Genomic DNA, 19,509 nt, shown 5'->3' on the forward strand with positions numbered 1-19,509 from the left:
TAGTGAGATCCAGGACCTTATCTGAAAGACACGTTTGAGACTGCAAATCTCGGTATTTTTGCAGGATAACGTGCTTTTTTTATGCAACTACAGGGAAAACTCATACCTGTCATTTCCGGCACCGCCCTCTAGATAATCGCTACCTTCACCTCCAATAAGAGTATCATTTCCTCCCATACCATAAAGGCGATCATCATTTCCCAACCCACTCAATAATTCGCCATTATCACTACCAAATACAAATTGCTTAGCAGCATCAACATGGGACGGAACATCGACAAACACCAAGTCACCAGTAGATAAGTCACGATACTCAGCCAACTCGCTTGAAGTAGGAGTGGAACCAGTTACCGTTCTCTCGATCATATAGGAGAGCATATTTGCACGGTCATTAAGATAGCCAGCAGTCAATGTCCCCTGCCCTGTCTCCGGATCATACAAATCCAATTCACCGTTCAGGTTATGATTCACATAAATACCGCTATTCCCATCGACCACAAATGGATTCAGCTTGATTAAGGCGTAGCGATAGGCGATATTACTCTGCGCTTTCTCTGCGAGATCAGGTGCTACGCTTTTCGTCAAATCAATAACTTCATACCGCTGACCGGCATCACCTTCCAGCTGACCGATCAATTCGGCTGCAGCTACTACAGTCTGGTCCCGGTCAACAAACAACTCCTCTTCAGAGGTATAGATAAGGGATTTGAGTTCATTGATCAGCTTGGCGAGGCTGTTGGCATCATCAATACTAGACAGTGCCGAAACAATATTGACAGAACTGATATGGCTGATACTTGGATCTATGGCGGAAATCAATTGATAAGCGCGCCCCAAAGCCTCTATATCTATACCCTTAATATTCGATAGAGCTTCTCCGCCTGCTGCTAGCATCGAGTCAAAAGATTCTTTAGCCGCAAGCGTATATCGATATCCAAATTTCAATGCCACGCCATTCAGAATCTGTATTGTTTCCCATGCAAGGTCTCCAGGTTGATCCTCGAACACCCTGGAATCATACACAATACGCTCCGGCTCCATGCCTAACATAGTGCCCCAACTCAGGTCCTCCACGCCTAAGGAAACCTCGTTCTCCAATTGTAGGTCCGCGGCACTGAATATTGAGTCAATGGCTGCAGCTGCAGGAAGACCAAAATCATTAAGGGCCTGGCGATAACTAGCCTCTATAAAATCGGTTTTCGGCAGACGGTTGCTGACATCTCGATCAATATAATTGAGGTAGTTTTGAAGATGCTGCTGCGCAACCAGCATAAAGTTGGTCTGCTTATCCGCTTCACTAACTCCCGCTCTCTCCCATTGGACATCTACCATCATCGCGAATATAGATTGAGGATCCTGCCATTCGCCGACAATGAACTCCGCCTTGGCTGCGTAGCTGTCGCCAGCCTTGGCAAGAATTCCCCAGGCACCAACCACATCACCCTGATCTACTAATGTTTGCGCTTGCTGCAGTACAGATTCTTCAATTACCAAAGCCATTACCACTCTCCTTGTCTTTCCATTTTAATGCAAAGTTTTATATCAAACACATTATTCCAGATCACCATCCAAAAGCTTTTTAATATTGGCCACAATCTCTCGCCATTGCGGGAGATATTCGACACTAAAATCGAACTCTACAGCTACTTCTTCATTGTAATCCCACAGCCCTTGGCATCCCGGATATGGAACCTGAGAGGTCTTATTACATCCAAAAAATATTTTTGGAATTCCATCTTCACGATATAAGTATACTGACGGAATGACATTGAAATCTGAATGATAATATTCCAGTCCATAGCGCATCTCATCATATTTTCCGCCCTGATGACGCCCACCCAGTACCGAATTCTCCTCCCATGCATCCTTTTTAGCAACATACTGCGGCACCGTCATTCGCCGATACCGGGTAATCAGCATTATCTGAATACGCTTTCCCCTGTGGTAAACCTCGTAAAAATCGTGATGATTCATACCTTTGTCATAACCCTCGAAGTCAGGTAACAAAGCCCAGAGGTTGGCTGTTTCCAAGATTCCATCTCCTGTTCTCCCCCCCCCTTTCGAATATTTATTGGGGATGCTGAAATTCGTATTGTTTATCTCGAACTCCCACCGGTCATTAGCAGTATTGCCTGCTCTTTCAGCACTGTCTCCACACCCCGCCACGATAAACACACAAAGCAAGGTAGATAGGGCTATCAAAGGACTGAATTGTTGTTTAATATTTAAACCAAACCTGCCCACTCGATAAAGCGATTGAAAGTCAACCCAAGGATTGTTCATACACACTCCTGCCTCTTCCAAATGTTGTTGCTAAGCGATTCATTGTCGTTTATTGCTCAGATATAATTTTTGAGCGAATCAGTTCAGGTCGCCATCCAAAAGCTTCTTAATATTGACCATAATATCTCGCCATTGCGGAAGGTATTCGACACTAAAATCAAAATTTACAGCTATTTCTTCATTGTAGTCCCACACCCCTTGACATCCTGGGTATGGTGCTTGAGAAGGTTTGTCACACCTAAAAAGCACTATTGGTATTCCATTTTTACGATGTAAATATGCTGACCGAATAACATTGAAATCTGAATGATAATATTCCAGCCCATAGTGCATCTCATCATACTTTCCACCCTGATGGCGCCCACCCAACACCGAATACTCCTTCCAGGCATCTTTTTTAGCAACAATCTGTGGCACCGTCATTCTCCGATACCGAGTAATCAGCATTATCTGTATACGCCTTCCCTTGTGATAAACCCCGTAAAAATCGTGATGATTCACCTCTTTGTCATAACCCTCAAAGTCAGGTAACAAAGCCCAGAGGTTGGCTGTTTCCAGGATTCCATCTCCTGTTCTACCCCCTCCTTTCGAATATTTATGGGGGATACTGAAGCTCGTATTGTTTATCTCGAATTCCCAGCGATCATTATTTTTCGCAGTATTGTCTGTTCTTTCAACACTGTCTCCACATCCCGCCACGATAAGCGCACAAAGCAAGATAGATAGGAGTATCAAAGGACTGAATCGTTGTTTAATATTCAACTCCAATCTTCCCGCTCGATAAAGCGGTTGAATGTCAACCCTAGGACTGTTCATACGCATTCCTACCTCTCTCCAAAGTTGCTGCGAAGCAATTCATTACCGTTTATTGTTCATATCTTATTTGAATCAGCTCAATTTTTAGTGCTATAAAGATATAGATTGAGAGCTTCTTCTGCAGTTGAGCTATTCATTACTAATCTTCTTTAGTCATAACAATTTAGAAGTTTCTTCAATTTCTCAACATCAATCACTTTTTTATACATGTAAAGATCTACCCTATAAGTAAATCTATCTTTCTCATCAGATAGACAACGCCATACTTTCTTTTCTCTTTACTCATAACAGCCACCTTATTCTGCTCGATCATTTATATCCCCAGATCGTTCAGCTGCTTAATTAGCTAGCAACGAACATCACGACATACAGAACCCTACTTCCGTTTTTTCACTAATCATAATCATTGCCACTTTTCGCAGGCTCAGAAAACTGAGCATGAATATTCTCTATCCCCAGAATGATTTCGGAAATCCTCAGGTTATAGCTTTCCGCTATACAGCTATATTCCTTGCAGGAGTTGCGTTTTTTCAGCCACTTCAACTGGATTTGTTTCAAGGATTCTGGAGAAGGAGTTATCTTCTGATATTCTCTGTACAAGGTATTTAGATGATTATCAAGGCCCGACAAATAGGAATCCGAACATATGGACATTTCGCTGTAGTTCAGCTTTTGGCTGCAGTCAAACCCCGGCTTTATCGCTTTTCTGATTTTCCGATTGTTTTGGGCAGGAATTCGCTCCCTGTTATCATTCTCCTTCGCGTAGCGTGCAGTCTCCATTCTAACGGGAGTGTGGTGAAGAGTACGGGGAGTTAGAGTATTGCCAGTCACCTCTCGCACCGGGCGGAGGTTTGCATGGACTTTCCGCACCTGTGGTTCCATGGTCTGCATGGGCATTATTTCACCGGCTTTCGATACTTTCAGGCTCAGCAAGGATCTTTGGCATCTTTCAGTAGGAGCTGCCATAGAAGAATACGTCAACCTGCTGTCCACCTCGCACATCTCCAGGGCTCTTTGCATACGGTCAATACGCATGCGATAAACCATCTCCAAACAGTGCTCGCGCAGGCAGTCATTTCTGACCCTTAGCCAGGATTGCTGAGATTCCCTAACCGGAGCTCGGGCTTGCGGTACCGCCTTCAAGCGCACATATACGTCTTCAAGCTCCTCGTGGAGCTTTTGTAGTTTTCTATCTTCGCAGATCATTTCTTCAACTGGTCTTGTTTCTGCTGCGCAGCTAGCCGGGCCTGAGCCTCCTTGTATCCTCCCTGTTGATTTATCCTCATGAGATGTGGTGCAGGCAGCTACGACCAACATGGGAGCAATAAGTGCCCAAAGCAAGTTGGATTGCCTGGACAAAAGGCTGCGCCAAATGCAGATATCATCCATATTTATACCTACCTCTCTCCAAAACTGTTGCCGAGCGATTCCCGAATCGGCTTGGTAAAGTACTCGTAGATATTTCTCTTACCGGTTTTTACCTCCGCCACCACGTGCATACCGGCACGTAGCGGCAGTTCCCGATCCGGCAGTTGCAGGCTCTGGGTGTTCAGGCGGACACTGGACAGGTAGCGGTAGCCCTTGTCCTCGTCCATTACTGCATCCTCGGACAGGTTGGCGACCGTGCCTTCGATGAATCCGTACTTGGTAAAGTTGAAGGTGGATACCTTGACGGTGACCGGCTGCCCTTCCTCGACAAAGCCGATATCCTGATTCAGTACCCAGGCCTGGACTTCCAGCGTGCTGCCGGCGGGCACTATCTGCATCAGTGGCTGGGCGGGCTCGAGCACCGCGCCGCGGGTATGGATTGCCAGTTCCTGGACGGTGCCGGCGATGGGGGCGCGAATCACCTGCTGGAGGTTTCTGAGCCGGGCCTTGGCGTACTCCTTTTCCAGGGAGGTAATATTCCGCTCCAGTTCTTCCTGCTGGGAGAGGCTGTTATACAGCGATTTGCTCAACAGTGCGGACCGCTGCAGGTCCAGTTCGCGAAGCTGCGACTGAAGCTGCTCTATCCTCTCCTGTTCCAGTGCCAGCCCTTCCTCCGCGTCTATGCGCTGTTGTTCCAGTTCCAGGTATTTGTCCCGGGCTACCAAATCGCGGCTGAGGAGCTTTTCCAGGGAGGCGGTGCGCTCGGTGAGTATGGGCAGGATCTTTTCCGCCTTGCGCACCAGGGCGCGGGACATATCGAGTTCCTGCTGTTTGGAGTCGATCTGCTGGTCGATCAGGTCGCTTTCGGCCAGGTAGTCGGTAAAGTAGCCACGCAGCAGGCTCTGCTGGAAGGGATGCTGTTCCCGGGCATCCACACCGACGAGCTTGTCCCGCAGGCCGGCTTGTGCCTCCTGCATCATCGCGACCTTCCCCTCTCCCAGCCGCGGCAGGTAGGCGGAATACACCCGCTCCCGCGCCAGGCGGGCGCGGGATGTCTTGAGTTCGCCATCCAGGCGCTCCAGGTCGGCGGCGGCATTGGTGGCATCCAGGGTGATCAGTGGATCTCCCTCTTCCACCCGACTACCCTCCAGCACATGGATTTCCCGTACTACCGACAGTTCGTTGGCCTGGATGGTTTTTACCTTGCCGTCGGGAACGACGGTGCCCTCGGCCACGGCGACTATGTCTATCTTGCCGAAGATGGCCCAGAGGATGGCAATGACAAAGAACAGGCAGATGCTGTTGATCAGCCACAGGCCCAGCGGGTTGGGCGGTGACTGCTCTATCTCCAGCGCCGCGGGCACGAAGTCCAATAGTGAATCGCGTTTGCGCCGCCCGGAGCGGGCCGAAAATAGTGAAGGCAGCTTGCTCACACCACCTCCCGCAGGTTGGACTGCATGGCGTTCAGCTTGGCGAAGTGGCCGTTCTTCTGCAGCAGCTGCTTGGGCCCGCCCTGCTCCACGATGCGCCCCTTGTCCATCACCACGATGCGATTGGCGTCGCGCACGGCGGAGAGGCGGTGGGCGATAATCAACACCGTTCGGCCCTGACAGATCTGACGCATATTGGCCTGGACCACCGCTTCCGATTCGTAGTCCAGAGCGCTGGTGGCTTCGTCGAAGATCAGTATCCTCGGGTCTGCCATCAGCGCGCGGGCTATGGCAATGCGCTGCTTCTGCCCGCCGGAGAGGGAGCTGCCCTGCTCACCGACCACGGTATCGAAGCCCTCCGGCAGCTCCAGGATAAAGTCGTAGGCTCCTGACTGTTTGGCCGCGGCAATCACTTTCTCCATGGGCGCACCGGGGTCCGCCAGGGCGATGTTCTCCCGCACGGTGCGGTTGAGCAGGAAACTCTCCTGGAGCACTACCCCGACCCGCTGGCGCAGCCAGGCCGGGTCCACCAGTGCCAGGTCGACGCCGTCGATCAGCACGCGCCCTGCCTCTGGCACATGTAGCCGCTGCACCAGCTTTGTGAGGGTGCTCTTCCCGGAGCCGGATCTGCCCACTATGCCGACGATTTCTCCGGGCCTGATGGCGAGCTGGATATCGTCGATGACCAGGGGCCTGTCCGGCCCGTAGCGGAATTTCACATGCTCGAAGCGGATCTCGCCGCGAATGTCCGGCAGTGTGGTGCGGTTGGGATCATGCCCCGCCTCCCTGGGTGTATTGAGGATATCGCCCAGGCGTTTGACGGAAATGCCCGCCTGCTGAAAGTCCTGCCACAGCTGCACCAGCTTGAGAATCGGCTGGCTGACCCGGCCGGCAATCATATTGAAGGCGATCAACATCCCCACACTGAGTTCGCCCGCGATCACCAGGTGCGCCCCCACCCACAGGATGCCGATGGTCACCAGCTTGTTGATCAGGCTGGCGGCTTGGTTGGCGATATTGCCCAGGTTGAGGGCCCGGAAGGAGGCGTTGACGTAGCCCGCCATCTGCTCCTCCCAGCGACGCTGCATCTGCGGCTCCACCGCCGGGCTCTTCAGCGTCTCCACACCGTTGCAGGCTTCCACCAGGAATGCCTGGTTCTCCGCGCCGAGCTTGAACTTTTCATTGAGCCGGTTGCGCAACACAGGTGTGATCGCAATGGAGAGGATTACGTAGAGCGGCAGCGAGCCCAGCACTATCCAGGTCAGTGTCGGGCTGTAGAGAAACATCACCGCGAAGAACACCAGGGTGAAGAACAGATCGATACACAGTGTCAGCGCCGAACCGGTGATGAACTGGCGGATGGAGTCCAGCTCCCGCACCCGCGCCACGGTGTCTCCAACTCGGCGGCTCTGGAAATAGGCGATCGGCAGACGCAGCAGATGGTGGAACAGCCGGGCACCGAGCACCACGTCGATGCGATTGGAGGTATGGCTGAACAGATAGGTCCGCAGGCCGTTGAGCAGCACATCGAACACACAGACCACCAGAAAGCCCAGCGCCAGCACATCCAGGGTGGTCAACCCCTGGTGCACCAGTACTTTGTCCACGACTACCTGGAAGAACAATGGTGTAACCAGGGCAAACAGCTGGATAAAGAAGGATGCCAGCATTACCTGGCCCAGCAGCTTCTTGTATTTGAGAATGGCGGGAATAAACCAGGAGATATCGAATTTCTGCTGGATAGAGGACAGTACACCCTTCCTGCGAAAAACCAGCAGGGAGATCGCACCCGAATCGGAGTCGAGTAACTCCTCAATCGGAACTGTATAGGGTTTGGGCTCGCAGGCCTTCTGTAGCAGCGCCTTGCCATCGTGAATGCGGCCCAGTATGGTGCATTCACCTTCCGCGGAAATGACCACTGCCGGCAAGGGCAGCTCGCTCAGCTCTTCAGCCTTTCTCTGGACAAGCCTGGCTTTAAGGCCGAGAAAATTGGCCGCCGCTATCGCCTCGTGTGCCGCCAAGTGTTCGGATTCAGGGAATTCGCGATTCAGCTGTGTCGGATTAGTTGCCAATTGGTGAAATCTGGCAATGACAGACAAACAGGAAAAGTAGCTCCCTTTTGCTATTGGTACCCCCACATCACACTCCATGTCCGCAATAATGCGCTTGCGCTTACTTTTCCAGGCCAATCAGGAAATGGCCTCAAATTGGGATCTTATACAGCAGAGGCGTCTCTTCTAACACGAGCACTCTTGTAAAATCAATGGAAAATCCATTGCACGACTGTGTAAGTCGATCAATCGAAAAGAAAAATATAGGGGAATGTTTATGGAGTGTCCGCCCCGGTAGCAGAGCTGCCGGGGCCAGGGCAATTTTTGTAGGATGGGCAAAGCGTAGCGTGCCCATTGAGGCCCCGGAAGACGGGCACGCTACGCTTTGCCCATCCTACAAAGAGAAGCTGATTATCTTAGTGCTTATGACTACGAAGCAAGGCCGATCGCGGCCATGGGCCGCTCCTACAAAAGAGTCGCGTGGAGTTCCAGGTAGAGGGAACGCGGCTCGCCGGGAAAATAGCGGTTGCCGGAAAAACTGCTGTAGTCCGCCCGCTCCGCGTAGGCTTCGTCGGTGAGATTGATCAGCCGCGCGGACAGCGCCCAGCGCTCGTCCAATTGAAACCGGGTGCGCAGATTGAGCAGGTCGTGTCCCGGGTAGCTGTGCAGATTCTGCGGATCGGTGTAATAGCCCCCCCGGTGCAGCCACTCCAGTTCAGCATGTACTTGCGCCGAGGGCTGCCAGAGCAGGCGGCTACTGCCGAAATGCCGCGGGGCCGAGTCCATTAAATTATTTTCTATCGACATACCGTCCAGCAGGCGGTCGTCCCGGTAGCGGTGTTCGGCGTAACTGGCGGACATCTCCAGTTGCCAGTCTTCCGCCAGTGCATAGTCCAGGGCCAGCTCCACTCCCCGGTGCTTTGTTTTGCCATTGGACTGGTTGAGAAAATCCGCATCGCGAAAAATCACATTGTCCTTGTGCATAGCGTAGGCCACCAGTTCATAGCCAAGCCGCTCCCACTGGCTGCGCAAACCGATTTCCACACTGGCGATTTCTTCCGGGTCCAGTTCCGCCACTGTCTGCTGCCGTTGCAGGCGGTAGAGCTCGGTGGCCTGTGGTGCGCGGAAACCGTGGGCCAGGTTGAAAAAGAGCTGCTGGTTTTCAGCCATTTGATAGATACCGCCGATTTTCGGCGACCAGTTTTCAAAGCGGTCCTCGCGATTTTCCGGCCGGCTGAAACGGCAGCCGCCGAAACCGCAGGGCGTTCCGTCCTCCGCGGTGCGCCCGGCGAGCATGCGGTTGTCATAGTCGTAAACCATCGTCTCGTAACGCAGGCCGGCGTTTAGCGCCAGCGACTCGCTTGCCTGCCAGTTCGCCAGCGCAAAGGGCGCGGCCATCAGCGCGTCCACCTGGTAATCATAGTGCCGGCCCAGCGGAATCGTCTCCCGCAGAAATTCCGAACCTTCGGTGGGTGTGTCCTGGCGTTCGAGCAAAAAGGCATGAGTGTACTCCGCATCCAGTCCCGCGATCAGCTGCCAGGGTGCATTGGGATCGGTCCGGTAGCTGCTGCGAATACCTGCGCTGCGCTGGCCGTTTTCCTCCAGCGGCTTGCCGGGCAGATAGTGTTGCAGGAATTCCATTTCCGTCTTGCGAAGATAGGGTGTCAGGCTGAGTCGCGCGCCCTCCTCCAGATCCATTTCCACCTGCGACGACAATCGCAGGGCCCGGGCATCGCGAAACGCCTCCGGATTGGGATTGGTGCGGCTCAGGCGCCGGCTGCGGTAGGCGCCCTCCCCCTCGATATAGCCGGCGGTTTCCTGATTGAGATTGGCAACGGCCAGGCGCGTGGTCACGGATAGTTCAACGCCGTCGTAACGGTGCGCCAGGCGGAATTTCTGCTGATCGAAACCGGAGTGATCGCGGTAACCGCCGTCGTGGGTCAGCGAAAGATCCGCGCGCAACCCGTGAGCGCCGGACAATCCGCTGTTGCCGGAAATACCTGTACGCGCGTAATCGTGGGGTCCACCCTCCAGGCCCGTGGTCACTCCCGCTTCCTCTTCTACCACCGGGCCGATCACATTGATTACACCGTGCATGGCGTTGGAGCCGTATAGCGTTCCGGCGGGTCCGCGGACCACTTCAATGCGCCGCGCCATTTCGCTGCCGGATTCGAAGAGTTCATTGATATTGCAGAAACCGGCGGCGCGCAGCGGGATGCCGTCCTCCGCGGCCAGCAGCCCGCCGCAGGCGCCGGCACCGCTCAACACCGGCGAACGCAGGGAAGGCAGATATTCCTGGCCATTGCCGCGGGCAAAATTCGCTCCGGGCACGCGGGCCAGGCTCTGCTGGATATGAGTATGGGAGATCAGTTCGAGGGAGGAACGGCTCAACAGGGAAAGGCTGCCGGCGTGATTCCGCAGCGGCTGCTCGTAGCGGGTGCCGGTAACCGCGATGGTTTCCAGCCGGTTTTCTTCGGCTGTAACCGGATTGCCGGCAAAAAGTGAAACCAATCCCGCCGCCAGTGTGCCTTTTCTCATTCCCGTGCCTTTTGTGTTATTGGACCTGCCGGGATTCTAAAACTACTGGCCGCTCCCTGAAAGCGTTGTAAGTGGCCCGCAAAGCTGTGAAATCCGCGAAAGCCGCGCCGGTTCCGGCAGCCGCCGGCAACTGCGGTGGATCGCATCCGCCAGTTGCTCCAGCCGGTGAGATTTGACGCTGCCCTGTATTTCCATCAGCAGAGTGGTTTCCATCCACTGGGTATATTCCAGCAGTTCTTCGAAAAGCTGTTCCGAACCCGGCGGGAGAGCGCTCCGGTCCAGTTCGCCGGCGAAGAGAAATACCCGGCAGAAGCGCGCAATGGCAACCGTATTGTCACAAAGCTGCGCCGGCTCCATGCCCAGTACCCACTGCACCTGCCAATAGGCCAGCTCCGCAACGGTGTGGGAACCCTCCGGCAGCTCCCGTTGAACCTGAACTCCCGCTTCGCGAATTCGTATCCTGTCGGACATCTGCTCCACAAACCTCTGCAGGCGGGGCCAGATAGCTTCCGTTTCCCGGCACCATTCCCGGCACAGACCGATAATCGCGGGCACAGTTGTCGATGTCTTTTCCATCACCGCCTCAAAGAGCCTCCGCAGGGAAGAGCCTGGCCCCGACGGCCCGCCCGCTTTCCGCAACTTCGATATGCGCCAGGTAGCGCTGCACAAGATATTTAAGCAGCTTGAGATATTCACTGAAATCCCCGTTATCCAGCGCATCCGGATTCACTGGCGGGTAGCCCCGTCGCACCAGATCCGCCTGGTGCTTCTGCGCCAGTATCACTGCCAGCTGTTTCAAGCGGTCCTCGCGCAGTTGCGTACTCAGGAGGCTGCCTTCACAACCCCGCTCCACGTAGGCGGCAGCCCGCTCGCGGAAGGTGGAAACAAAAAGACGGGCGGTAGGGCTCAGGGCTCCGTGTGAATATTGCAGGGAGGCGAGCAGGCTGTCGAAAACATCGAAGGACTGCACCAGATCGCGCTGGGCCGCCGCCAGGGCATAGCTGTACTCCTCTGGGCCAGCCGAGGTTGACAGCACCCGCTCCACACGTTTTTTCAGTACCGATACCTGGCCCAACAGGCAGAGCGGCGGCACCAGGGCCGCGGCCAATAGGAAAAGCAGAACTATCTCGAACATTTCACGATCCTTGAATAGATATGGGGTCATCTGACAACCCGGCGGATTCCGGCCACAAACAGCAAAACAGGTCCCGCGGCTTTTCCACCGGGAAAAGCGCGAACTGCCGTTCTTCTAATTAGTTGTTCTTCTTGGGAGCGTTTTGTTCCGGGCGCAGCCGTCCAGCATCCATCAGCTGCGGGGGCGGGGTACGTCGCACGGGCGACATCGATGCCAAAATTGCGCGGCGGACTATACAGAGGTGGCCAGGCCAATACCAGACGGTTGGCGCGGGATTCGTGATATATAGAGATAAATCATATAAGCCTGTTGTGCGATTTTATGATTGGCACAAAAAGCGGTTTTTTTGGAGGGATGTGCTCTACTGAGACTGCGGGGCATATGTTGTGGCTTTGTTGCGGCAAAACTGTAGGAGCGGTCCGGCCGGGAGCCGCCGCTCCCGGCCGGACCGCTCCTACAGGGCTTCGGCGGTTTCTTCGCGAAGCTGTGCCGCGCTGTCGGAGTCCTGTACAACTTCCTGGGACCGTCTGCGGCCAAACAGTTTCTGCACCACCACAAAAAACAGCGGGATAAAGAAAATCCCCAGCGATGTGCCCACGATCATTCCGCCCAACACCCCGGTGCCGATGGCGCGCTGGGCGCCGGAGCCGGCGCCGGAGGCGATGGCCAGGGGCAGTACGCCGAGGCCAAACGCCAGCGACGTCATGATAATCGGCCGCAAGCGGTCGCGCACCGCCTGCATGGTGGCCTGCACCAGCTCCATGCCGCTCTCCAGGTTCTGCTTGGCGAACTCCACGATCAGGATGGCGTTCTTGCTGGTCAGGCCCACGGTAGTGAGCATGGCCACCTGGAAATAGATATCCCGTTCCATGCCGCGCAGGTTGCTCGCCAGCACCGCGCCGAGAATCCCCAGCGGGGCCATCAGCAGTACCGAGGTGGGCACCGTCCAGCTCTCGTACAGCGCCGCCAGGCACAGGAAGACGACCAGCAGCGACAGTGCATACAGCAGCGGTGTCTGCGCGCCAGCGGCGCGCTCCTCGTAGGACAGACCGGTCCACTCCATGCCGATTCCCTGCGGCAGGGTAGCCACCAGCCGCGTCACTTCTGCCATGGCCTCGCCGGAGCTGACGCCGGGCGCGGCCTGACCGTTGATCTGCATGGCCGCCACGCCGTTGTAGCGCTCCAGGCGCGGCGAGCCGTACTTCCAGCGGTAGCTGGCAAAGCTGGACAGGGGCACCATCTCGCCCCCATCGTTGCGCACATACCAGAGGTTGAAGTCCTCCGGATCCATGCGGTACTCGGCGTCCGCCTGCATATAGACGCGCTTCACGCGGCCGCGATCGATAAAGTCGTCCACATACTGGCTGCCCCAGGCGGCGCTGAGGGTATTGTTAATGGCGCTCAGGGACACGCTCAGCGACGCCGCCTTGGCGGTGTTGATATCCACCTGGAACTGGGGCGTGTCCTCCTGGCCGTTGGGGCGCACATTGACCAGCAGCTCGCTCTGTGCCGCGGCGCCGAGAAACTGGTTGCGGGCCGCCAGCAGCGCCTCGTGACCCAGGGCACCGTTGTCCTTCAGGTAGAAGTTGAAGCCGTTGGAGGTGCCCAGTTCCATCACCGCCGGCGGCGCGAAGGCGTAGGCAATGGCGTCCTTGATCTGCATCAGCGCGCCCATGCCGCGCATGGCGACGGCGCCGGCGCCTTGCGATTCCTCCTCGCGCTCACTCCAGTCCTTCAGTTTGACGAAGACAATACCGGCATTCTGGCCGCTGCCGGCGAAACTGAAGCCCTGCACGGAGAAAACGGATGCCACCGACTCCTGTTCGTTGTTCAGGAAGTGGTCCTCCACCTTGTGGATGGACTCCATGGTGCGCTCCTGGGTGGCGCCCACCGGTGCCTGCACCATGGAGAAGAGAACGCCCTGGTCCTCTTCCGGCAGGAAGGAACTGGGGGTGTGCAGGAACAGCAGGCCCACGGCTGCGAACAGGGCGGCATAAATGGCCACGAAGCGGCCGCTGCGCGCCAGAATGCCGCGCACGCCGCGCCGGTATTGCTCACTGCCCCGCTCAAAATTGCGGTTGAACCAGCCGAAAAAGCCCCCCAGGAAACCGGAAGTGCCGTGCTCTCCGCCCTTTTTCACCGGCTTGAGCAGGGTCGCGCAGAGTGCCGGCGTCAACACAATGGCGGCCAGCACCGACAGCGCCATGGCCGATACGATGGTGACGGAAAACTGCCGGTAGATGACGCCGGTGGAACCGCTCATGAACGCCATGGGCACGAACACTGCCGACAACACCACGCCGATTCCCACCAGGGCCCCGGTGATCTGCTGCATCGACTTTTTCGTGGCCTCCTTCGGCGACAAGCCCTCTTCCGCCATCACCCGCTCGACGTTTTCCACCACCACGATGGCGTCGTCCACCAGCAGGCCGATGGCCAGTACCATGGCGAACATGGTCAGCATGTTCACGGAGTAACCCAGCGCCGCCAGTACGCCGAAGGTGCCGAGCAGCACCACCGGTACGGCGATGGTGGGGATCAGGGTGGCACGGAGGTTCTGCAGGAACAGGAACATCACCAGGAACACCAGTACCACCGCCTCCATCAGGGTGTGAATCACGCCCTCGATGGAGATCTTGACGAAAGGTGTAGTGTCGAAGGGCACCACATATTTGAGCCCCGGGGGAAAGCTCGCCTCCAGTTCGTTCAACTTCGTCTTCACCGCCTCCGCCGTCTCCAGGGCGTTGGCGCCGCTGGCCAGGGAAATGGCCACACCGGTGGCGGGCTGGCGGTTGAAGCGGGTCAGGGTCGAATAGTCCTCGGCGCCCAGCTCCACCCGGGCCACCTCCCCCAGGCGTAGCACCGAGCCGTCCGGATTGGCCCGCACCACTACATTGCGGAACTCCTCCGGCGTCTGCAGCCGCCCCTGGGAATTGACCGACGCGTTGAGCTGCTGCCCCCGCACTGCCGGCGTACCGCCGAGGCTACCCACGGCCACCTGTGCATTCTGCGCCTGCACTGCCGCGGAGATATCCGCCGGCGTGAGGTTGTAGGTCTTCAGTTTGTTGGGGTCCAGCCAGATGCGCATGGCGTACTTGGAGCCGAACACCTGCACATTACCCACTCCCTGTACCCGGCTGATCTGGTCCACCAGGCTGGAGGTGACATAGTCGGAGATATCCGTCTTGGACATACTGCCGTCCGAGGATACAAAGCCGGCCACCATCAGGAAACCGCTGCGCGACTTGCTGACGTTGACCCCCTGGCGCTGCACCTCCTGCGGCAGCAGCGGCATGGCCAGTTGCAGCTTGTTCTGCACTTGCACCTGGGCGGTGTCCGCGTCAGTGTCGCTGGAGAAATTGAGGGTGATCGAGGCGGAGCCATTGGCCTGGCTGGTCGCGGACATGTACAGGAGGCCGTCGAGCCCCTTCATGTTTTCCTCGATGATCTGGGTAACCGAACCCTCGACCACTTGCGCCGAGGCGCCGGGATAATGGGCGTTGACGGTCACTGCGGGCGGCGCGATATTCGGATATTGCTCGATCGCCAACTGGGTGATCGCCAAGCCGCCGCCGACCATGACCATGATCGCGATCACCCAGGCAAAGATTGGGCGGTTGATAAAGAAACTTGCCACTGCCGGACCTCCTTACGACTCTTGCGCGGTCGGCGCCGGGACTTCTTCGGGTTGGTCCTCGCCGGCGGTGGCCTCGACACCCGCGGGCGTCGCGGCCGGCTGTGCCTCGGCGGCCTGTACCGGCACGCCCGGGCGTACCTTCTGCAGACCCTCGACGATGACCCTGTCACCGGCCTCGAGGCCACTTTCCACCAGCCATTTGTCGCCGATGGTGCGGCTTACCTGCACCGAGCGCTGGGCCACTGTGCCCTCGCCGGTCACGACCATGGCCGAGGTGCTGCCCTTGGGATCCCGGGCGATGCCCTGCTGGGGTACCAGGATCGCGTTCTCGCGCACGCCGCGGCCCACCACCGCGCGCACGTACATGCCCGGCAGCAGCAGGTGCTCCGGGTTGGGCACCACTACCCGCAGCAGCACGCTGCCGGTGGAGGGGTCCACGCTGGCCTCGGCGAATTCCAGTTTACCCTTGTGTTCGTAGGTGCTGCCGTCCTCCAGCAGGATGCTCACCGGCAAGTCGCCGGAGTTTTCCAGGGTGCCGGCATCCAGGGCCTTGCGCAGGCTCAGCAGTTCACTGGCGGACTGGGTCAGGTCCACATAAATGGGGTCCAGTTGCTGCACCGTGGCCAGTGCGGCGGACTGGTTGGCGGTGACCAGGGCGCCCTGGGTTACCGCGGACTTGCCGATGCGCCCGCCGATGGGCGCGCTGATACGGGCGTAGTCCAGTTGAATACGGGCCTGTTGCACCGCCGCCTTGGCCCTGGCCACTTCGGCTTCCGCCTTCTGCAGGGTCGCCTGGGCGCTATCGTTCTCCTGTTTGCTCACTGCGCCGGACTTCACCAGTTTCGCGATGCGCTCGGCATTCAGGCGAGCCTCGTTCAATGTCGCGCGGGCGCTCTGTAGACTGGCTTTGGCGCTGTCGACATCGGCGCGATAGATGGCGTCGTCCAGTTGATAAAGGGGCTGTCCCGCCTCCACCAGGCCACCCTCGCGGAACAACTGCTGTCCGACGATGCCGTTCACTTGGGGACGCACCTCGGCCACCTTGTAGGGGTTGGTTCGGCCGGGCAGTTCCCGTGTCAGGGTCACCGGCTCCGACTTGAGGGTCACAACAGTTACCTGTGGTGCCATCGGTGGCGGAGCAGCGGATTCCTCTCCACAGGCAGCGAGCAGTACAGATGCCAATAGCACACTACTAACGAACGCTTTCTTCTTGAGCATGACTACCTCGGTGAAGGCCCGCCTTCCGGGCGGGCCGCGCTTAAGCAAAGGTTGTACGGACAGACAGCTCTGTCCTGTTCTGATAGATTGACGGATTCTATATTCATGCATGAATGAATATCAAGTATTTATTCACCCGTGAATATGGATTAGGATGCGCCTACTCCGATGCAGGAGGACGGTCCCACCGCCCAAATCCTGTAGTTAATCGCTATTAACGGCGCCAAATCTACCGACTTCAATTGAAAGTCGGCCAGTAGCCGGGTATCCGAGGCCAACGGAGCAATCGAGAAGTACCCAGAACACAGAGTTCCAAGCAATGGCCAGACGCAGAAAAGAGGAAGCCAGGGAAACCCGCGAGCGCATCCTGGATGCCGCCATCACCGTGTTTCACGAGCACGGAGTCGCCCGCCCCTCCCTCACCGAAATCGCCGAACTGGCGGGGGTCACCCGCGGGGCCGTATACGGCCATTTCCGCAACAAGGCGGACCTTTTCTCAGCGCTCACCGAGCGGGTGCAGTTCCCCGGCGAGAAACTCTGTGAATGTACCGCCGAAGACGTGAAGCGCGACCCGTTGGGTGTGCTGCGCAGCCTCTGGCTGTGGCTTTTCCAGGAAGTGTCCCGCAACCGCCAGTGGCAACTGATCCTGGAAATTGTCTTCCACCGCTGCGAACTGGTGACCGAGAGTGGCGAGATCCACCAGCGCCTGATCAAGGGTCACGCCGAGGGAGTCGAACGCGTACGTGAACTGGTCACCGCGGCGGTCACCAGGGGCCAGCTTCCCGCCGACCTGGATATCGAAGTGGTTGTGCCCATGCTGCACGGCGCGCTGGTTGGGGTACTGGAGGACTGGCTGCTGCAGCCGCAGATCGGCGATCTGGCGGAGCTGGGGGAGCGTTATATGGACGCGCTGATCGATATGGTGCGCCTCTCGCCCACATTGCGCAGGCGGGATTCGTTATCGGCGCAGTGATCCGTGCAAAAACCAATTCGAACAAATGACTCCCGGCTTGAGAGAATGCCCCTGTAAGAGCCTGTAGCCACAATTGTCAGCCGACTAACCCCAACAGCAGGAAAACCCCCAGCAACAGCGCCACACCCGCCACCATACTGCCGGTCAGCCAGTTCTGCGCCAGGATGCCACCGGCCCTCTGCTGGGCGCTGACGCTATCCAGTAGCCGCTCGACGGCTTTGACCGCACCGCCGCGCAGCCGCGCATCAACGCGAAAAGCTCCGGCCACCGCATGGCGGACGGCGCCCGGCAGCAGTCGCCGGTACAGCCAGTCCACATCCAGGTTCACCGACGGCAGCTCCGGCGGATACAACCGGCGCAGGTTCAGCCATACGAACGCCAGCGCCGAGAAGAACAGCAGTTGCAGCTGGGTCAGCACATGGGTGACATCGTAGGGGCTGTAGGACACTTCATGGGGCAGCAGCTGGTACAGCGCCTGCGGGTAGATGCCCACCGCCAGGCACAGGACCGCGGCGATAGTCATGGCCACCAGCATATTGGTCGGCGGCTCCTGGGCGCGAATGCCGGAATCGTGGGCGAAAAAAGCAAAGTACGGGATCTTGATCCCCGCGTGGTGGAAGACCCCTGCCGCGGAGAAGAGCAGGAGGAGCCACACCCAATCGTAGCCCTCCGCGATCGCCGCGCTCATCACCAGTGACTTGCTGACAAAACCGCTGAACAGCGGGAAGGCGGAAATCGATGCGGCACCGACGATGCACAGCACCGTGGTCTTGGGCATGGTTTTATACAGCCCGCCCAGTTCCGAACCGTTGATTTTCCCGGTGACGTGCAGCACGGCCCCCATGGACATAAACAACAGCCCCTTGAAAATCACATCGTTGAACGCGTGGGCCACCGCGCCGTTAATCGCCAGCGCAGTGCCGATGCCGATACCCACCACCATAAAGCCCAACTGGTTGATCAGGCTGTAGGCCAACACCCTGCGCAGGTCGTTCTCGATCACCGCGAAGAAAATCGGGAAGCAGGCCATGGTTGCGCCGATATAAACCAGCAACTCGGTCCCCGGATAGGATCGCGCCAGCGCGTAGACCGCCACTTTGGTGGTAAACGCACTCAGAAATACCGTGCCCGTGGGGGTGGATTCCGGGTAGGCGTCGGTAAGCCAGTTGTGAAAAAACGGAAAGGCGCATTTGATCCCAAAAGCGAGGAAAATCAGCCAGCCGTACACGCCCTCCAGGCCTATATAGGTGAATTCCAGCGAACCGTGGCTGCGGCTGTAGAAAACAATCCCCGCCAGCAGCAGCAGGCCGGAAAAAATATGAATGGTAAAGTAGCGCAGCCCCGCCACATAGGAACGCCCGCTACGTCGCGCCCAGATCAGGAACACCGAGGTGATCGCCAGCAGCTCCCAGAAAATAAACAGGGTCAACAGGTCACCGGCGAATATCGCCCCCAGTGCGCTGCCCGCGTAGAGCAGGCTCACGCTCTGCTGCAGCGTGTCACGCACATGCAGTGAATAGATCACCGAGATCAACGCGGCGATATGGAACAGGTAACCGAACAACAGGCTGAGCTTGTCCGCGCGAAAAAACTCCAGCTGAAAATCCATCAGCACCAACTGGCCGTAACTGCCCACGGGTGTGAACCAGAGATTGGCCAGGCTCAGCAGCGGCACCGCGATCATCACCAGTGCGCGCGGCCAGCCACGCAGGGAAAGCGCGAGCAGCGCTGCCAGGAAAAACGGCACAAAGGGTGGAATCTCAAACACTGCCCTGCCCTCCCCCGCTTGCCTCATCCCGATCGGCGAGTTCCACCCGATCGTAATAATCCTCTCCGCGCATCAGGAAACCGCGCATCCACTTGGCAACGATCACCAGAACCACACAGCCCACAAAACCGTAGAGTGGATAAAAGCCCCAGAGCCGTTCGAGGTAATGCTCGGTATGCCGGTGCACGACAAAATCCAGCGCGACCAGCAGGCCGCAAGCAACATAGAACACCTTCAACAGGCGTTGGATGTTCCTGGGATTGTCAAAAAAATAATGCTTTTCCAGGCTCAT

At 57.2% G+C, this 19,509-nt stretch carries 14 protein-coding genes; 1 reads left to right on the forward strand and 13 read right to left on the reverse strand.

Going from position 1 to position 19,509, the window contains the following annotated elements; translation table 11 throughout:
- Positions 1-87: 87 nt before the first annotated feature.
- The 11 genes from FHS09_RS22555 to FHS09_RS10435 all read right to left on the reverse strand — a co-directional run bounded on the left by FHS09_RS22555 (position 88) and on the right by FHS09_RS10435 (position 16,476).
- A complete protein-coding gene (locus tag FHS09_RS22555) occupies positions 88-1,500 on the reverse strand; it encodes a calcium-binding protein (RefSeq protein WP_221191938.1) in 1,413 nt (470 codons plus the stop codon).
- A gap of 51 nt (positions 1,501-1,551) precedes the next feature.
- Positions 1,552-2,283 carry a hypothetical protein gene (locus tag FHS09_RS10390; RefSeq protein WP_183459552.1) on the reverse strand — a complete coding sequence of 244 codons (732 nt, stop codon included), beginning with the start codon at positions 2,281-2,283 and terminating at the stop codon, positions 1,552-1,554.
- Between the two features lie 78 nt (positions 2,284-2,361).
- On the reverse strand, positions 2,362-3,105 hold the full coding sequence (locus FHS09_RS10395; RefSeq protein WP_183459554.1) for a hypothetical protein: 744 nt from the start codon (positions 3,103-3,105) through the stop codon (positions 2,362-2,364).
- A gap of 387 nt (positions 3,106-3,492) precedes the next feature.
- Positions 3,493-4,488, reverse strand: a complete 996-nt coding sequence (locus FHS09_RS10400) for a lysozyme inhibitor LprI family protein (RefSeq protein ID WP_183459556.1) — start codon at positions 4,486-4,488, stop codon at positions 3,493-3,495.
- An 8-nt stretch (positions 4,489-4,496) separates the two neighbouring features.
- The gene (locus FHS09_RS10405; RefSeq protein ID WP_183459558.1) at positions 4,497-5,900 is read right to left on the reverse strand and encodes an HlyD family type I secretion periplasmic adaptor subunit; all 1,404 of its coding nucleotides are present in this window, start codon (positions 5,898-5,900) and stop codon (positions 4,497-4,499) included.
- The gene (locus tag FHS09_RS10410) at positions 5,897-8,047 is read right to left on the reverse strand and encodes a type I secretion system permease/ATPase (protein ID WP_183459899.1); all 2,151 of its coding nucleotides are present in this window, start codon (positions 8,045-8,047) and stop codon (positions 5,897-5,899) included. Before FHS09_RS10410 ends, FHS09_RS10405 begins: the two co-directional genes overlap by 4 nt.
- Positions 8,048-8,413: 366 nt before the next feature.
- Positions 8,414-10,486, reverse strand: a complete 2,073-nt coding sequence (locus tag FHS09_RS10415; RefSeq protein WP_183459560.1) for a TonB-dependent receptor — start codon at positions 10,484-10,486, stop codon at positions 8,414-8,416.
- A gap of 42 nt (positions 10,487-10,528) precedes the next feature.
- Complete coding sequence (locus tag FHS09_RS10420) at positions 10,529-11,062, reverse strand: hypothetical protein (protein ID WP_183459562.1); 534 nt, start codon at positions 11,060-11,062, stop codon at positions 10,529-10,531.
- Positions 11,063-11,069: 7 nt separating this feature from the next.
- Positions 11,070-11,621, reverse strand: a complete 552-nt coding sequence (locus FHS09_RS10425; protein ID WP_183459564.1) for a hypothetical protein — start codon at positions 11,619-11,621, stop codon at positions 11,070-11,072.
- A gap of 454 nt (positions 11,622-12,075) precedes the next feature.
- A complete protein-coding gene (locus tag FHS09_RS10430) occupies positions 12,076-15,258 on the reverse strand; it encodes an efflux RND transporter permease subunit (RefSeq protein ID WP_183459566.1) in 3,183 nt (1,060 codons plus the stop codon).
- Between the two features lie 12 nt (positions 15,259-15,270).
- Positions 15,271-16,476, reverse strand: a complete 1,206-nt coding sequence (locus FHS09_RS10435; protein WP_183459568.1) for an efflux RND transporter periplasmic adaptor subunit — start codon at positions 16,474-16,476, stop codon at positions 15,271-15,273.
- 319 nt (positions 16,477-16,795) lie between these two features.
- On the opposite strand from FHS09_RS10435, the gene FHS09_RS10440 reads away from it, so the two are divergent.
- Entirely contained in the window at positions 16,796-17,449 is a 654-nt protein-coding gene (locus FHS09_RS10440; RefSeq protein WP_183459570.1) for a TetR family transcriptional regulator, read from the forward strand.
- 76 nt (positions 17,450-17,525) lie between these two features.
- On the opposite strand, the gene FHS09_RS10445 is transcribed toward FHS09_RS10440, so the two are convergent.
- Both FHS09_RS10445 and FHS09_RS10450 read right to left on the reverse strand, forming a co-directional pair.
- Positions 17,526-19,217, reverse strand: coding sequence for a Na(+)/H(+) antiporter subunit D (locus tag FHS09_RS10445; protein WP_343057464.1), 1,692 nt, complete (start codon positions 19,215-19,217; stop codon positions 17,526-17,528).
- The gene (locus tag FHS09_RS10450) at positions 19,210-19,509 is read right to left on the reverse strand and encodes a hypothetical protein (RefSeq protein WP_183459574.1); all 300 of its coding nucleotides are present in this window, start codon (positions 19,507-19,509) and stop codon (positions 19,210-19,212) included. Before FHS09_RS10450 ends, FHS09_RS10445 begins: the two co-directional genes overlap by 8 nt.

Origin of the sequence: Microbulbifer rhizosphaerae, assembly GCF_014191725.1 — a bacterium.
Lineage (GTDB): Bacteria > Pseudomonadota > Gammaproteobacteria > Pseudomonadales > Cellvibrionaceae > Microbulbifer > Microbulbifer rhizosphaerae.

What these genes read in the sequence shown, in the direction of transcription:
- FHS09_RS10420 (WP_183459562.1), bottom strand. Translation starts at nt 11,062, where the DNA reads ATGGAAAAGACATCGACAACTGTGCCCGCGATTATCGGTCTGTGCCGG.
- FHS09_RS10435 (WP_183459568.1), bottom strand. Translation starts at nt 16,476, where the DNA reads ATGCTCAAGAAGAAAGCGTTCGTTAGTAGTGTGCTATTGGCATCTGTA.
- FHS09_RS10415 (WP_183459560.1), bottom strand. Translation starts at nt 10,486, where the DNA reads ATGAGAAAAGGCACACTGGCGGCGGGATTGGTTTCACTTTTTGCCGGC.
- FHS09_RS10450 (WP_183459574.1), bottom strand. Translation starts at nt 19,509, where the DNA reads ATGAGCCTGGAAAAGCATTATTTTTTTGACAATCCCAGGAACATCCAA.
- FHS09_RS10390 (WP_183459552.1), bottom strand. Translation starts at nt 2,283, where the DNA reads ATGAACAATCCTTGGGTTGACTTTCAATCGCTTTATCGAGTGGGCAGG.
- FHS09_RS10410 (WP_183459899.1), bottom strand. Translation starts at nt 8,047, where the DNA reads ATGGAGTGTGATGTGGGGGTACCAATAGCAAAAGGGAGCTACTTTTCC.
- FHS09_RS10395 (WP_183459554.1), bottom strand. Translation starts at nt 3,105, where the DNA reads ATGCGTATGAACAGTCCTAGGGTTGACATTCAACCGCTTTATCGAGCG.
- FHS09_RS10440 (WP_183459570.1), top strand. Translation starts at nt 16,796, where the DNA reads ATGGCCAGACGCAGAAAAGAGGAAGCCAGGGAAACCCGCGAGCGCATC.
- FHS09_RS10400 (WP_183459556.1), bottom strand. Translation starts at nt 4,488, where the DNA reads ATGGATGATATCTGCATTTGGCGCAGCCTTTTGTCCAGGCAATCCAAC.
- FHS09_RS22555 (WP_221191938.1), bottom strand. Translation starts at nt 1,500, where the DNA reads ATGGCTTTGGTAATTGAAGAATCTGTACTGCAGCAAGCGCAAACATTA.
- FHS09_RS10425 (WP_183459564.1), bottom strand. Translation starts at nt 11,621, where the DNA reads ATGTTCGAGATAGTTCTGCTTTTCCTATTGGCCGCGGCCCTGGTGCCG.